Raw genomic sequence first — 14909 nt, forward strand, 5'->3', positions numbered from 1 at the left:
TCGGTCGGCTGGCTAGGCTGGCCGGGTGACCACTGAACTCTCCACTTCCGAATCGGCGCCGGCCCTGACGTTCGCCGATTTCGACACCGCCATCAATCCGGGCGACGACCTGTTCCGCCACGTCAACGGCACCTGGCTGCGCACGGCGGAGATCGACGCGGACAAGCCCGGCGCGGGCGCGTTCATCACCCTTCGCGACCAGGCCGAGGAGGCGGTGCGAGACATCATCACCGGACTCGGCGGCCAGGATGGCGACGGTGTCGCGCCGGGAACCGATGCGGCCCGCATCGCGGATCTTTATGCCAGTTTCATGGACACCGAGCGGATCGAGGAGTTGGGCGCGCGCCCGCTGCTCCCCTGGCTCGACCAGGTCGACCGGGTCGACTCGACCCGGGCGTTGTCCCGGCTCCTCGGGACCTGGCTGGGCCTCGGCGTGCGCAGCGTGCTCGGCATCGGCTCCGACTCCGATCCGGGCAATCCCGAGCGCGCGTTGCTGTTCAGCGGCCAGTCGGGGTTGGGGCTGCCAGACGAGAGTTACTACCGCGAAGAGCAGCACGCGGAGATTTTTGGGGCGTACGCGGAGCATGTGGAGCGCACGTTCGCGCTCCTGGGCGCGGCTGACCCGGCGGCGGCCGCCGCACGCGTCGTCGAGTTGGAGACCGCGCTCGCCGCGGTGCACTGGGACAAGGTGCGCACGCGTGATCTGCAGCAGATGTACAACCTGCAGACCTGGGCCGACTTCACCGGGGCCGCGCCGGGGATCGACTGGGCCGAGTTCCTGGCCGGTGCCGGAATCCCCGACTCGGCGCTGGCCGAGGTGGTCAATGCCCAGCCGTCCTTCGTGACCGGGCTGGCGGAATTGGTGACAGACGACCGACTGGAGCAGTGGCGGGACTGGGCGCGGTTCGCTTTGGTGTCGTCGCTGTCGCCCTATCTGTCCGAGGATTTCGTGGCCGAGCGGTTCCGGTTCTATGGGACCGTGTTGAGCGGTGTGCCCACCAACCGCGAACGATGGAAGCGTGGCGTCGCCCTCGTCGAGGGCGCTCTCGGGGAAGCGGTCGGGCGGATCTATGTCGACCACCACTTCACGCCCCAGGCCAAGTCCCGCATGGATGAACTGGTCGCGAACCTGATTGAGGCCTATCGCCAGTCGATCAGCGATCTCGACTGGATGACCGAGGAGACCCGCGCCGAGGCGCTCCTCAAGCTGTCCCGATTCACACCGAAGATCGGTTTCCCCGAGGAGTGGAAGGACTATTCGACGCTGGCGATCGACGCCGACGACCTGATCGGCAACGTGATCGCCTCGAACAGGTTCGACCTCGACCAGGAGATCGACAAGGCTCTCAAACCCGTGGACCGCAACGAATGGTTCATGACGCCGCAGACGGTGAATGCGTACTATCACCCACTCCGCAACGAGATCGTCTTCCCGGCCGCGATCCTGCAGCCGCCGTTCTTCAACGATGCCGCGGATGATGCGGTGAACTACGGCGCGATCGGCGCCGTGATCGGGCACGAGATCGGCCATGGCTTCGACGACCAGGGCTCCACCTGTGACGGTGACGGACGCCTGCGGAACTGGTGGACCGACGCCGATCGGTCGGCGTTCACGGAGCGGACGGCGAAGTTGGTGGATCAGTACGCAGTCCTCTCCCCCGAGGGCGCCGACGGCCAGACGGTCAACGGCCAACTGACCATCGGTGAGAACATCGGCGACCTGGGCGGCATCGGCATCGCTCTGAAAGCGTGGCGGATCGCGACCGCCGGCACCGAGGTCCCGGAGATCGACGGGCTGACCGGCGAACAACGGCTGTTCCTGTCCTGGGGTGCGATCTGGCAGGCGAAGTTCCGGCCCGAGATGGTGAAGCAGCGCCTTGCGACCGACCCGCATTCGCCCAACGAGTTCCGATGCAACCAGATCGTGCGGAACATGGACGCGTTCTATGACGCATTCGGCGTGACGCCGGACAACCAACTCTGGCTCGCCCCCGAGGAGCGCGTCGCGATCTGGTGATCGCCGCCCGTTCGACTCACGCGCGGCGTAGCTGCGTGGGCCCGCGCACCCTGCATTCCGCCCGCGGGGCCAGCGTTAGGCCCGCGCACCCTGCATCACGCCCGCGGGGCCAGCGTTAGGCCCGCGCACCCTGCATTCCGCCCGCGGGGCCAGCGTTAGGCCCGCGCACCCTGCATTACGCCCGCAGCGGCCACATTCCGCATGCGCTGCACGCCGTGCGGGATGCTGCTCCAGCGGGCCTGATGCCGGTCCAGCGGGCCTGATGGCGGTCCAGCGAGCCTGATCGCCGTCCAGCCAGCTGGAGGCTGCCATGAGGCCCATTTGCGCCCGCGCACCCTGCATCACGCCCGCGCACCCTGCATCACGCCCGCGCACCCTGCATCACGCCCGCAGCGACCACATTCCGCATGCGCTGCACGCCGTGCGGGATGCTGCCCCAGCGGGCCTGATGCTGCCCCAGCGGGCCTGATGCTGCCCCAGCGGGCCTGATCGCCGTCCAGCCGGCTGGATGCTGCCATGAGGCCCACCTACGCCCGCGCACCCTGCATCACGCCCGCGCACCCTGCATTACGCCCGCAGCGACCACATCCCGCACGCGCTGCACGCCGTGCCCGATGCAGCTCCAGCGGGCCCGATGCCGGTCCAGCGGGCCTGATGCTGCTCAGCGCCTGACGGCGGATCAGGAGTCAGCCCAGGGTGGGGCGCACGGTGAGCATCTGCTGGATCGTGCCAACCGGGCCGGCTTCGTCGTGCAGGATCGTCGAGGTCAGGCCGTGGCCCCGGGCGCCGATGGTGACATGCGTGTCGAGCCCCATCCAACCCACGACGGGCTCGCGGTGCAGGTGGATCGTGATGTCGACGTTGGGGAAGGCCCACTCGTGTGGGGACACGCGGGTCGCCACACCGTTGGCAGTATCCGCGAGCCGCAAAAAGTGCGCGGTGGGCGTCGACTCCTCGTTCAGCACAATCGGCACCCCGGAGCGCAGCCACGTGCGCGACCGGCCGGGCCGACGACCTTCGGCCGTGCGGAACTCCAGACCTCCGATATACCCGCCGCCCCACAGGTCCCCCGCCGCCCAGCCCGGCAATTCATCGGGCGCCGGCATCGGCTCGAGCTCGTGACCGGCAACTCCGACGGAGTCGAATTCCGCGAGCCGCCAAGCCCGGGCGCTGACCCGCGGCCGCCCGTCGATGATCGCGACGGCCTCGACCAGCTCGATCGACCTGCCGGGTCGCAGCGTCCGCACCTCCACCGTCGTCGCCTTGAGGGGGATCATCCCGAGGATGTCGAAGGACACCCGCGACAACTGCACACCCGGCCGTGGTTCATGGCGCTCGATGCAGTGCGCAAGCAGCCCACCCACCGGGGCCATGTGCTGCTCGTCCAGGCGCCAGGCGCCCTGCACGTGGAGCGTCGGCTCGAAGGTCGCCTCGTCGAGGCGCCGGTAATAGGCGTTCGGCTGCTGCGCGACGAGTTCCATGGCCGCCACCTTAGGTCGGGTCGAGAATCATGGCAGGATCGGCCCGTGACGATCATCGCTGCTGCAGACGGATCCGCCCTCGGCAACCCCGGGCCCGCCGGTTGGGCGTGGTATGTCGATGACACCTGCTGGGCCGCCGGCGGCTGGCCGCACGGCACCAACAACATGGGTGAACTCATGGCCGTGCTCGATCTGCTGCGCCAGACCGCCGGATCCGACCAGGATCTGCACGTGCTCTGCGACAGTCAATACGCGATCAACGTCATCTCCAAGTGGACCGCCGGCTGGAAGCGCAAGAACTGGCGCAAGGCCGATGGCAAGCCGGTCATGAACGTCGAGCTCGTCAAGGCCCTGGACGAGGCGATGCAGGGTCGTCGCGTGACCTTCGAATGGGTACGCGGGCATGCCGGTCACGAACTCAATGAGGCCGCGGATCGACTGGCGCGGGCAGTTGCGACGGCGTACCAACAGGGTCAGGACCCGATCACCGGGCCGGGCTTCGAGGGGGCCGCGGCATCACCGGCGGATGATTTCCGCGTGGGTCAGACCGAGCCGGTGGCCGCGCTCTTCAGCCTTGATCCCGAGGACCCCGAGCTGGACGACGACCTCGAGGACCTGGCGCTGCCGGGCGACGAACCGATCGAGGACCCCGACCCGGACGACCTGTTCGGGCCGGTCGACGTGCCGGGTCTGGACGCGGACGTCACCGCGATCGAGCACGTCATCGACCTGGAGCGGGCATTGTTGACGGCCACGGTCCGCAGCGACCCCAGCCGGGTCGCCGCCCTCCTGCATCCGGACTGGTATGAGATCGGGACCTCCGGCCGCATCTGGAACCGGGCGGAGATGCTCGCGGCCATCGGTCCGCTGCCGGGCGAGGCGGAGTGTGAAGTCGTCGATGCACAGCGCCTCGGACCCGACCAGATCCTGCTTGTGTGGCGCAGCACCGGCGTCGGGCCGGCGGCCCTGCGCACCTCGCTGTGGGTACGCCGCGAGGCGAATTGGGAGCAACGATTCCATCAGGGAACGCCGGAGGCCTGACCCGCCAGCAGTTGCTGAGCCACCGCACTGCTGAGCCACCAGCACTGCTGAACCACCAGCAGGGCTGAGCCACCAGCAGCGCTGATCAGCACACCAGGAGGGGGCGGTCAGGGTGACCGGCGCCGCGATCACCGCCGGTCTCGATGGTCAGTGGAGGAGCACCGCGATCGTGTGGATCACCAGACCGGCGAGCGCGCCCACGATCGTGCCGTTGATGCGGATGAACTGCAGGTCGCGCCCCACGAAGAGCTCGATCTTGCGGCTCGCCACATCAGCGTCCCAGCTCTCCACCGTGTGAGAGATAATGCCGGCGAGTTCCGGTCCATAGCGCTGGACCAGATAGCAGACCAAGTCGTTGAAACGGTCCTCCAGCCGGGCCCGGAACGGCTCGTCCTCGACGAGTCGCGCCGCGAACTCCGCCAACCATCCGTCCGCGCGTCGCCATAGGGAACTGCTCTCGTCCTCCATTGCCGCCAGCAGCGACGTGCGCAGCGACGCCCAGAGGCTGATGACGGTAGCGCCGAGCGAGGGGTGGGTGAGCAGACGGACCTTCAGCGCCTCCGCCTTCTCCCGGATGTTGTCGTCCTCCTGCAGGTCTTGAGCGAGGTCGGCGAGCAGATCGTCCAGGGCGACGCGGATGTCGTGATCGGGGTTCTCGCGGATCTGGGTGATCCAGGTCTGGATCTGCTCATAGCCCCACTTGCCGACCATCCGGTCCACCCATACCGGGCTCCAGACCGGGGCCCGGTCACCGATCAGCTTCTGCAGTCGCTCGGGGTTGCGTTCGACCCACAGGTCCAACTCGCGCAGCAGCAGGTCCACCAGGCCGTGGTGGGCGCCGTCCTCGACGATCCCCTCGAGGAAGGCCCCCGCGATCGGCGCGAGCTCCTCCTTGGCGAGTCGAGGCAGCAACGACTCCTCCACGATCGTTCGGATGTCATCGTCGCTGACCCGGCCGAGAGCCTTGCGGGCCAGCGACACGACCTCGGTGATCACCCGGTGCCGGTTGCGGTCCTCGGCCAGCCACTCGGCCAGCCGCAAGCCGGTCCGGGTGTGCTCCAGACGTTGCCGGACGACGGCTTCGGTGAGGAAGTTGGTCGTCACGAACTGCTGCAGCGACCGGCCCAGGTCGTTCTTCCGGCGCTTGATGAGCGCAGTGTGCGGGATGGGGATGCCCAAGGGATGACGGAACAGCGCGGTCACCGCGAACCAGTCCGCGAGCGCACCGACCATAGCGGCCTCTGCGGCCGTGTTGATGAACCCGAGCACGCTGGTCGGCGGTTGCCCGAGCGTCAGCAGGAAGATGACAGCGGCGACGCCCAGCAGCGACGTCGCGACGATCCGCATGTGCCGGAGCCCTTTGCGCCGGGCCTCGTCCTCCGGAGAGTCCTCGAGCATCGACGGCGGTGCCGGCAGGAGATCCGAATCGGCCGGATCCTCGATCGCACGACGCGGAGCAACCTCGGTCGGCTCGATCGGAGCAGGCCCCCGCGCCCGCTCCCCGGTCTCTGGATCGGGCGGTGTCGAACCGGGCGTGGTGGAAACTGTCACGGCGCGAGAGTCCCCTTCTGCTCGAACGCGGCCACCTGGGCGAGCCTGCGTACATGCCGCTCCGCACCGGAAAAATCCGCTGCCAAGAACGTCTGCACAATCTCCCACGCCTCGTCGGGGGTGTGCATCCGGGCTCCGATCCCGATCACGTGAGCGTCGTTGTGCTCGCGGGCGAGGCGGGCGGTTTCGGGAGAGTACGCCAACGCCGCTCGGCAGCCCGGCACCTTGTTGGCGGCGATCTGTTCCCCGTTGCCCGAACCGCCGAGGACGACCCCTCGTTCCCCCGTCTCGACGCACGCCCGGGCGCAGGGAATGACGGTGGTGGGATAGTCGTCGTCGGGCTCGTACGCCGCCGCACCGTGGTCGACCACCGACCAACCGGCTTCCGCAAGCCGCGTGACGAGGAACCCTTTCAGCTCGAATCCGGCATGGTCCGTGGCGATGTGGACGCGCATCAGCCCTCCTGTTGGATCGGGTCGGTGGGAGGTTGGGGTTCGATCCCGCGGGGCCGGCCCGCATCGACACGCGCCGCGGAGGGGCCCTGCGGCGGGACCAGCAGGAGACAGGCAAAGACACCCAGCACGGCCACGCCGGCGGGCAGCAGCATCGACTGGCTCATGGCCGTGGAGAAGCCCTGCTCGAGCGGGGCGGGGATCCGGGTTCCCATCATCGCCATCCCGCTACCCCCGCCGGCTCCCAGTTGCGCGGAGAGCCGGGCCTCCATGAACGCCGCGACCGCGGCGCTGCCGAGGACTGCACCGATCTGGCGAGTGGTGTTATAGACGCCTGCGCCCGCCCCCGCCCGGTGCATCGGGAGGTTGCGGGTCGCCGATACCGACAGCGGCCCCCAGATGCAGGCGTTGGCCGCGCCCAGCATCCCCGACGGGATCAGCAACCAAAGGATCGAAATGCCGGGGCGCATGAACCAGGCGTACACGACCAGGGAGGCGACCATCAGCGAAAAACCCGCGACCGCGAACCATTTGGGATCGCCCCGGTCGATCAGCTTCCCGATGACCGGCGCGAGCCCGCCCGTGATCACGGCGAGCGGCAGGGACAACAACGCAGCCTGCGTGGGCGTGAGCCCGCGGGCGGTCTGGGCGAACAGGGTCATCGGGAACATCATCGACGTGATGAGGAAGCCCATGACGAGGATGGCACCGTTGGCGACCGAGAAATTGCGGTCGCGGAACAGGCCCGGGGGCACGAGCGGTTCGGCGGCCCGGGACTGGAAGACCGCGAAGAACGCAAGCACTACCGCGCCGACAATGATCAGGGACCAGACTGAGACCGGCCCGACGATCGTGCCCCAGTCGTACGTCTGGCCCTCCTGGATGGCGAACACGATCAGGAACATGCCGACCACGTTGAGAGCGACACCGAGCCAATCGAAACGGTGGTGATGCCGTTCCAGGCTCGGCACGTTGCGCACGACCGCGATGAACCCGATCACCCCGACCGGCAGGTTGATGAAGAAGATCCATTCCCAGCCGAGGGTGTCGATGAGCACGCCGCCGAGCACCGGGCCAACCAGACTGGCGACACCTGCGACAGCACCCCACAGGCCCATCGCGGGTCCGCGCTTGTCGGGCGGGAAGATCCGGGTGATGACCGCCATCGTCTGCGGAGTCATCATTGATGCCCCCAGACCCTGGACCGCGCGCGCAGCGATCAGCATCTCGATGGTGTCCGACAGCCCACAGGCCGCGGACGCGAAGGTGAAGACAGTCAGGCCGACGAGGTAGACGCGCTTGGGTCCGTAGCGATCGCCGAGGCGCCCGGTGATGAGGAGGGGCACGGCATAGGCCAACAGGTATGCACTGGTCACCCACACGACCGCCGAGATGCCGGCGTTCAGGCCGCGCATCAGCGCGGGGGTCGCGATCGAGACGATCGTCGAGTCAACCAGGATCATGAAGAACCCGATGACGAGCGACCACAGGGCGGGCCAGGGGCGCGCCGTGGCGAACGCGGGCGCGGTCATGTGGCGAGGCCGTCCCGGTCGGCCCACTCGAGCAACGGCTCAAGGCCGTGGTGGACGTCGTCGATCGACGCATGGAGGTCACCGAGGCGGGCGAACCGATCCGGGACCGTCGCGAGGGTGAAGTCCCGCGGATCGACCGCGGCGATCTCGGTCCACGCGACAGGGGTGGAGACATTGCCGGCGGGGACGCCGCGGAGCGAGTAGGCCGATGCGATCGTGTGATCGCGAGCATTCTGGTTGTAGTCCACGAACACCACATCGCTCGGGCGGTCCTTGCGCCACCAGGCGGTCGTCACGTCGTCCGGCGCGCGTCGCTCGATCTCCTTGGCGAACGCGAGCGCGGCCCGCCGGACCTCCTGATGACCCCAGTCGGGACGGATCCGCACATAGATGTGGAGGCCGCGACCGCCGGAGGTTTTCGGGAACCCCACGATCCCCAGTTCGTCGAGCACGCCCTCAACCACAGCGGCGACCCTGCGGACCCGGTCGAACGGGCAATCCGGCATCGGATCGAGATCGATCCGCCACTCGTCCGGCTGCTCGACCGCGCCCCGCCGGGAATTCCAGGGGTGGAACTCGACGGTCGACATCTGGACCGCCCAGATCACCTGGGCGAGCTCGGTGACGCAGAGCTCGTCCGCGGTCAGTCCGTAACGGGGGAAGAACAACTCGACGGTCTCGACCCAGTCCGGCGCGCCCTGAGGCAGTCGTTTCTGGTGAACCTTCTTGCCCGCCAGCCCCTTCGGAAAGCGGTGGAGCATCGTCGGCCGTTCCCGCAGCGCACGGACGATGCCGTCGCCGACGGCCAAGTAGTACTGCGCGACATCGAGCTTCGTCCACCCCTGCTCGCAGCCGTTGCCGCCGGCGGGAAAATAGACCCGGTCAGGGCTGCTCAACCGGACCGTGCGTTCGCCGACGGTCAGTTCGACCGCCGGGGCGGCATCTTTCGCCATGGCGACCACTGTAGAACTCCGGCGTCGCGCGGCGTTCGCACCACCTCCGGACCGGGGTCAGGCCGGGGTCGGCGAGGCGTCGCCGCCCTCCTCCCGCCCGGTCAGCATGGCGTCGAGGTCGACGGTCTCCTCCTCGGCAGCGGCTGCCCGTTTGCCGCCGGAGGTGCGGCGGTTGATGCGGTCGCGCAGGTGCTCGGTCAGGTGATAGAGCACAGGCACCAGGATCAGGGTCAGCAACGTCGACGACACGAGACCGCCGATCACGACGATCGCCAGGGACTTGGAAATGAACACGCCCCCACCGGTGATCCCGATCGCCATGGGCACGAGCGCCATGACCGTAGCCAACGCCGTCATGATGATCGGCCGCAGCCGGAGCCGGGCGCCGTTGATGACGGCTTCGTCGATCGCTGCGCCCTTGTCGCGGTATTGGTTCACCAGATCGATCAGCACGATCGCGTTGGTGACCACGACACCGATCAACATCAGCAACCCGATCATGGAGGCGATGCCGAGGGCGGTGTTCGTCACCAGCAGCAGCCCGATGGCGCCGGTCGCGGCGAACGGCACCGACACCAGCAGGATCAGGGGCTGGATCAGCGAACGGAACGTCGCCACCATCACGAGATAGACGATGACAATGGCGACCCCCATCGCCAGGAAGAGTTGGTTGAACGCCTCGGTCTGGTCGCTCGAGACGCCACCGATCGTGGCCTGCACCCCGGCCGGGAGGTCCAGCCGGTCCAGGCCGTCCTGCAACGCAGCGGTCGCGGCGCCCAGGTCGTCACCCGTCATCACCGCGGTCAGCGTGACCGCGCGCTCCCCGTCCACGCGCCGGATCGTCGCATCACTCGGGACCTCCACGACGTCCGCGACCTGGCGCAGCACCACCGGCGACCCGGTCGCTTCGCGGATGGCCTCGCTGCGGCGCTGCATCTCCTGACCGCGGGCCCGCTGGGCAGCCGCGTCAGCGCGGGATTCCCGGAGCTTCACCAGTTGTTCGTCCATGGCGGTCAGCTGCTCCCGCAGCTTGTCGCGTGACTCGCGGAGCTGCTCGATCTGCGCGTCCCGCTGGGCCTGTGCCTGAGCCTGTGCCTGGGCTGCCGCTGCAGCCTGCGCGCGGGCAAGTTCCGCGGGATCTGTGGGCGCGCCGGGGTCGCCGGGCGCCGGAAGGCCCGGAACCATCCCGCTCGGCACCACGACCGGCGCCCGCTCGAGTTCGGCGATCTGGTCGATCAGCCGGGCCAACTGGGTCTCGAGCTCGGCCCGCTGGTCGCGCAGCTGTTCCTCCTGCTCATCGAACTGCTCCTCGGCTCTCGCGGTCTGGCGGGCCGTCTCGGCGTCCTGCTCCTCCTGGAGCGCATCGGATTGGCGCTGCTGTTCGTCCATCGTCTGCTTCTGGGTCACCGGCAGCGCGAGATTCTCCAGCTCTTCCTTGGTCCGCACCGGTTCGCCCGAGCGCAGCACCAGGTCCTGTGACCGGCCATCGATAGTGACCTCGCCCAGCGGCGTGCCCCGCATTGCCTGCAGCACAGCCGGTCCGATCGTGCCCTGGTTCATGCCCACGGCAGCCGCATCAGCGGGGCGCACGTTCACCTGCAGGACTGTCCGGCGCTCCGCCACATCCGACTTGACCTGATCCATGTCCGGCAGATCCTGCATCATCCGCAGGACGCGGTCAGCCCCGTCGATGAGCTCATCCTCGTCCCGGCCGGTGACCTGCACGGCGAGGTCCTGGCTGCCGGTGGCACCGCCCGCGGTGATCACCTCGACCTCACCGATGTCCCGCCGGGCACCGAGATCGGCCCGCAGGCGATCGCCGACCTGTTTGCCCGATGAGCCCGGCACGAGGGACACGGAGATGTCCGCCTTGTTGGTGTCGGAACCGCCGCCGAAGAACTGGCTCTCGAAGCCTGCGCTGCCGACCGTCGTCGAATAGGTCTCCACGTCCGGGTCGTCCGCGAGCAGTTCCTCGATCCGCGCGGTGGCGGCGTCGGTTTCGGCCAGCGACGTGCCCGCCGGCATCGCCTGTCGGATGCTGAGGGAGGTGTCCCCGGTGTCACCGAGGAAGTCGGTCTTGAGCACGGTGGCACCCAACATCGTGGTGACGAACACCAGCGCCGCGATCCCGAGCGTCACCAAAGGGTGCCGCAAGGACCAGCGCAGCACCGGCAGGTAGGGCCGCTGCAGACCCGTCTCGGCCGACTCATGGGACTGCCTGACGGTCTCGGCCGCCAGCTTCTCCTGACGTTTGCGGCTGGGGCGCATAAACCAGTACGCCAACACCGGCACGACCGCCAACGCCACCGCGAGCGAAGCGATCAGGGCGATCGACACCGTCAGCGCGAACGGGCGGAACAGCTCCCCCGCCATGCCGCCGACGATCGCGAGGGGCATGAATACCGCCACTGCCGTGGCGGTCGATGACGTGACGGCCGCAGCCACCTCGCGCACCGCCCGGATGATGAGCGCGGGCCCGAACTCCTCGCCCAACCCGACATGCCGCTCGATGTTCTCGATGACCACGATCGAGTCGTCCACCACGCGACCGACGGCGACCGTCAGACCGGACAGGGTCAGGAGGTTCAGCGAATAGTCCGCGGCATAGAGGGCGAGGATCGCGAACAGCAGAGACAGCGGAATGGAGATCGCCGTGATGATGGTCGACCTCGCCGACCGGAGAAACAGCAGGATCACCAGCACGGCCATCAGCAGGCCGAGCCCGCCCTCGGTGGCCAGGTCATGGATGGACTGCTCGATCCAGGGCGCCTGGTCGAAGACGGTCGCGAACGTGGTGTTGGCGCCGATCTCGCGGCTGACCTGGGGCAGCACGTCGTGGACGGCGTGGGCGACCGTGACCGTGTTGGCGTCCAGGGTCTTGGTGATCGACAGCGTCAGGGACGGCTTGCCGTTGACGCGGGAGATCGTGGTGGCGTCGACTGGCACGTCGGCAACCTCCGCCACGTCGCCCAAGGGAACCGGACCGTCACTGCCCTGCAGCCTGATCTGCCGGATGGCGTCGAGCGAATCCAGCGTCGACCCGACCTGCACGGTGATGTCTTGGCCGTCCTGATTGATCTGACCACCCGGAACGACCGAACGGTGCGCCTGGATCATCTGCGGGATCTGGCTGCCATCCACCCGGCGCTCGTTGAGGTCGGCCTGGCGGGTCGTGATGACGACGTGGCGCGCCTGCTCCCCCGAGACCGTCGCGTCCCTGACTCCCGGGATGGCATTCAGCCTCGGCAGCGCGACCGTCTTGAGCTCGTCGGCCAAGGCATCGGGATCCTTCGTCGAGGACACCGCCATGAGCAGCACCGGGAGGTCATCGAGGCTGCCGACGGTCACCCGCGGGTCGACGTCCGTGGGCAGCCCCGATCGGACGCCTTCCACGGCTGATCGGACCTTTGCCTCCATGTCGCCGTTGTCCTCGCCGAAGTCCCACTGGACCTGGACCTGGGACATGTTGGTGGAGGACACCGACGACACCCGGGTGACGCCGGTGACGCCCTTGACGGCATCCTCCAGCGGCCTGGTGACATCCCGCTCGATGGTGCCGGCTGCTGCTCCCGGATAGACCGAGATCACGCTCGCGCCGGGGATCGTCAGCGACGGATAGATCTCTTGCTTGAGCGTGCCGGCCGCGAAGATGCCGAAACCGACGATGATGAGGGAGACCAACATGACCACCGCGCGGTTGGCCAAACTGATCCGGGTGAGGCCTGTCATGGGATCTCCTCCGACTGTGCTTGCCACCGCAAGATTAACCAGTCGGACAGACAGTGCTGACCGGCGAAACCCAGCGGGCCGCGGACGCCGCGCCGGCCGGGGACGCTCACGCGTCGCAGCCCCGACCCGCGACCCCTGATTCAACCGCTGTCGGTGCGCTGTGGTTGAGTCGGTCCATGCACCCCACACGCCGCATTCCTGCTCTCGACACCGCCGTCTCCGCCCTCGGTTTCGGCTGCATGGGCATCAGCTGGGCCTATGTCTCCGCCGAGGAGCGCGATGATGACGCGGGCGTCGCCATCATCCGTGAGGCACTCGACAGCGGGGTCACGTTCCTCGACACCGCCGACGCCTATGCCGGGGGGCACAACGAACAGGTCGTCGGCCGCGCGCTGGCCGAGTCGGGCGCAGCTCCCGTCGTGGCCACCAAGGCGGGTCTCGTCGGCAATGTGGTCGACGGGGAGATCGTGATGTCGCGCAACGGCCGCCCGGACCACATCCGCGCCGCGTGCGATGCCTCGCTCCAACGGTTGGGGCTGGAGGTCATCGATCTCTACTACCTCCACCGCGTCGACCCCGACGTCCCGCTGGAGGAGTCCTGGGGCGCCTATGCCGAGCTCGCGCACGCCGGCAAGATCCGGGCCGCCGGTCTGAGTGAGGTCTCCGTGGAGCAGGCCTCCGCTGCCCAGGCCATCCACCCGGTCGCCGCCATCCAGTCCGAGTTCTCGCTCTGGGCGCGCGACGCGCTGGGCGGTGGCCGGACGCACGACGGCGCCGACGCGGGTGACCTCATCACCTGGACCAAGGAGCATCAGTCGATCTTCGTGCCCTTCTCTCCCCTGGGTCGCGGCTTCCTCACCGGCCGTGTCTCGGTCGGTGATCTCAAGGCGGGCGACTTCCGCACCCAGCTCGGACGCTGGCAGAGCGACGCGGTGCAGGCCAACCAGGCGATCGTGGAGGGCGTCCGCAGGGTCGCCGACCGGCACGGGGTCACCCCGGCTGCGATCGCGCTGGCGTGGGTCCTCGCCCAGGGCGATCACGTCATCCCCATCCCGGGGACCACGAAGTCCGCGAACCTTCAAGCCAACCTCGCCGCGCTGACCGTGAGCCTCACCACCGAGGATCTCGCGGAGTTGGAGGGGCTGCCCCCGGCGGTCGGCGGCCGCTACTGATGGATCCCGCGGGGGACGCTGCGCGCGCACGGCTGGCTCGTTCCTTCGGCGCGCAGGCGGACGCCTAGGCCCGGGGCCGGCCGGACTATCCCGACCAGGCCGTGGCCTGGCTGATCGGCGGCGACCGACACGTCGCGGACGTCACCCCGGCGGTGACGCGTTTGTCGACTTATGGCAACCTCGTGCTGCTGGCACTGCAGCCACCCGAATGGAGCTGACATGGGACTTCTCGACCTTTTTCGACGCGGCGGAACCAAGGAAGACATCGCCACCACGCGATCCGCGATGGAGGCGGCCCTCGACCCGAACTCCGATGCCCAGGGGCCGGTGTCCCGCCTCATCGCCAAACTGCTCGACGTCGGGATCGACGGGCGCGGTCCCTTCGCCGGCGCGGCCAAGGTCGCGGACAAGGCCCGGCGCTCGGTCGGCGACTCCCCACGCGAGCAGGAGAAGGCCCTCGACAAGCTCGTCGCGCAGCACGTTCGCGGTGGCGCCGCGGGGGGCTTCGCCACCAGCCTCGGTGGTTTTGTCACCATGCCGGTGGCGGTCCCGGTCAACGTGTTCGAGTTCTATGTCCAGGCCACCCGCATGGTCGCGGGCATCGCGCACCTGCGCGGCTATGACATCACTGCGCCGGAGGTCCGGACGGCCGTCCTCCTCACCTTGATCGGCAACGACGCCACCGAGGTGCTGTCCCAGGCAGGCCTCCCGACGGGTGCCATCGCGGGCGGGGCCGCCACGTCCCTGCTCGCCGGCCGACTCCCGAAGTCCGCACTCATGGTCGTCAACAAGGCGGTGGGCTTCCGGCTGCTGAGGTCGGTCGGCCAGCGGACGCTCGCGCGGTTCGGCAAGCTCATCCCGGTCGCCGGCGGTGTGCTCGGCGCAGCACTCGACGGCTTCCTCATGCGTCAACTCGGCCAAGCCGCACGCCGGGAGTTCCCCCGCCGCTAGGTCTCGGCGTGTCTCACCGACGGGTCGGCA

Annotated in this window: 10 protein-coding genes; 4 read left to right on the plus strand and 6 right to left on the minus strand. The window is 68.6% G+C overall.

Going from position 1 to position 14909, the window contains the following annotated elements:
- The first annotated feature begins 25 nt into the window (after positions 1-25).
- A complete protein-coding gene (locus ACQ260_RS12965) occupies positions 26-2017 on the plus strand; it encodes a M13 family metallopeptidase (protein ID WP_432559871.1) in 1992 nt (663 codons plus the stop codon).
- 686 nt (positions 2018-2703) lie between these two features.
- Here ACQ260_RS12965 and ACQ260_RS12970 read toward each other — a convergent pair.
- Positions 2704-3498: a thioesterase family protein gene (locus tag ACQ260_RS12970; RefSeq protein ID WP_432559872.1), complete on the minus strand. Its 795-nt coding sequence runs from the start codon at positions 3496-3498 to the stop codon at positions 2704-2706.
- A gap of 45 nt (positions 3499-3543) precedes the next feature.
- Between ACQ260_RS12970 and ACQ260_RS12975 the strand changes: the two genes are divergently transcribed.
- The gene (locus tag ACQ260_RS12975) at positions 3544-4539 is read left to right on the plus strand and encodes an RNase H family protein (RefSeq protein WP_432559873.1); all 996 of its coding nucleotides are present in this window, start codon (positions 3544-3546) and stop codon (positions 4537-4539) included.
- 147 nt (positions 4540-4686) lie between these two features.
- On the opposite strand, the gene ACQ260_RS12980 is transcribed toward ACQ260_RS12975, so the two are convergent.
- The 5 genes from ACQ260_RS12980 to ACQ260_RS13000 are packed head-to-tail and all read right to left on the minus strand — an operon-like array spanning position 4687 to position 12756.
- Positions 4687-6090, minus strand: coding sequence for a DUF445 domain-containing protein (locus ACQ260_RS12980; protein WP_432559874.1), 1404 nt, complete (start codon positions 6088-6090; stop codon positions 4687-4689).
- Positions 6087-6545 (minus strand): ribose-5-phosphate isomerase, encoded by a 459-nt coding sequence (locus tag ACQ260_RS12985; RefSeq protein WP_432559875.1) that lies wholly within the window; start codon positions 6543-6545, stop codon positions 6087-6089. The genes ACQ260_RS12980 and ACQ260_RS12985 overlap by 4 nt, the downstream gene beginning before the upstream one ends.
- Complete coding sequence (locus ACQ260_RS12990) at positions 6545-8074, minus strand: DHA2 family efflux MFS transporter permease subunit (protein ID WP_432559876.1); 1530 nt, start codon at positions 8072-8074, stop codon at positions 6545-6547. The genes ACQ260_RS12985 and ACQ260_RS12990 overlap by 1 nt, the downstream gene beginning before the upstream one ends.
- Positions 8071-9027, minus strand: a complete 957-nt coding sequence (gene ligD, locus ACQ260_RS12995) for a non-homologous end-joining DNA ligase (RefSeq protein ID WP_432559877.1) — start codon at positions 9025-9027, stop codon at positions 8071-8073. The genes ACQ260_RS12990 and ligD overlap by 4 nt, the downstream gene beginning before the upstream one ends.
- A gap of 57 nt (positions 9028-9084) precedes the next feature.
- Positions 9085-12756, minus strand: coding sequence for an efflux RND transporter permease subunit (locus tag ACQ260_RS13000; protein WP_432559878.1), 3672 nt, complete (start codon positions 12754-12756; stop codon positions 9085-9087).
- Between the two features lie 176 nt (positions 12757-12932).
- Here ACQ260_RS13000 and ACQ260_RS13005 point away from each other — a divergent pair, with 176 nt between their 5' ends.
- Positions 12933-13928 carry an aldo/keto reductase gene (locus tag ACQ260_RS13005; RefSeq protein ID WP_432559879.1) on the plus strand — a complete coding sequence of 332 codons (996 nt, stop codon included), beginning with the start codon at positions 12933-12935 and terminating at the stop codon, positions 13926-13928.
- A gap of 219 nt (positions 13929-14147) precedes the next feature.
- Entirely contained in the window at positions 14148-14879 is a 732-nt protein-coding gene (locus tag ACQ260_RS13010; protein WP_432559880.1) for an EcsC family protein, read from the plus strand.
- Positions 14880-14909 lie beyond the last annotated feature (30 nt).

It is taken from the genome of Ammonicoccus luteus, assembly GCF_050880385.1.
In the GTDB taxonomy this organism is placed as follows: domain Bacteria; phylum Actinomycetota; class Actinomycetes; order Propionibacteriales; family Propionibacteriaceae; genus Enemella.

What these genes read in the sequence shown, in the direction of transcription:
- ACQ260_RS12970 (WP_432559872.1), bottom strand. Translation starts at nt 3,498, where the DNA reads ATGGAACTCGTCGCGCAGCAGCCGAACGCCTATTACCGGCGCCTCGAC.
- ACQ260_RS12985 (WP_432559875.1), bottom strand. Translation starts at nt 6,545, where the DNA reads ATGCGCGTCCACATCGCCACGGACCATGCCGGATTCGAGCTGAAAGGG.
- ACQ260_RS12990 (WP_432559876.1), bottom strand. Translation starts at nt 8,074, where the DNA reads ATGACCGCGCCCGCGTTCGCCACGGCGCGCCCCTGGCCCGCCCTGTGG.
- ligD (WP_432559877.1), bottom strand. Translation starts at nt 9,027, where the DNA reads ATGGCGAAAGATGCCGCCCCGGCGGTCGAACTGACCGTCGGCGAACGC.
- ACQ260_RS13000 (WP_432559878.1), bottom strand. Translation starts at nt 12,756, where the DNA reads ATGACAGGCCTCACCCGGATCAGTTTGGCCAACCGCGCGGTGGTCATG.
- ACQ260_RS13005 (WP_432559879.1), top strand. Translation starts at nt 12,933, where the DNA reads ATGCACCCCACACGCCGCATTCCTGCTCTCGACACCGCCGTCTCCGCC.
- ACQ260_RS13010 (WP_432559880.1), top strand. Translation starts at nt 14,148, where the DNA reads ATGGGACTTCTCGACCTTTTTCGACGCGGCGGAACCAAGGAAGACATC.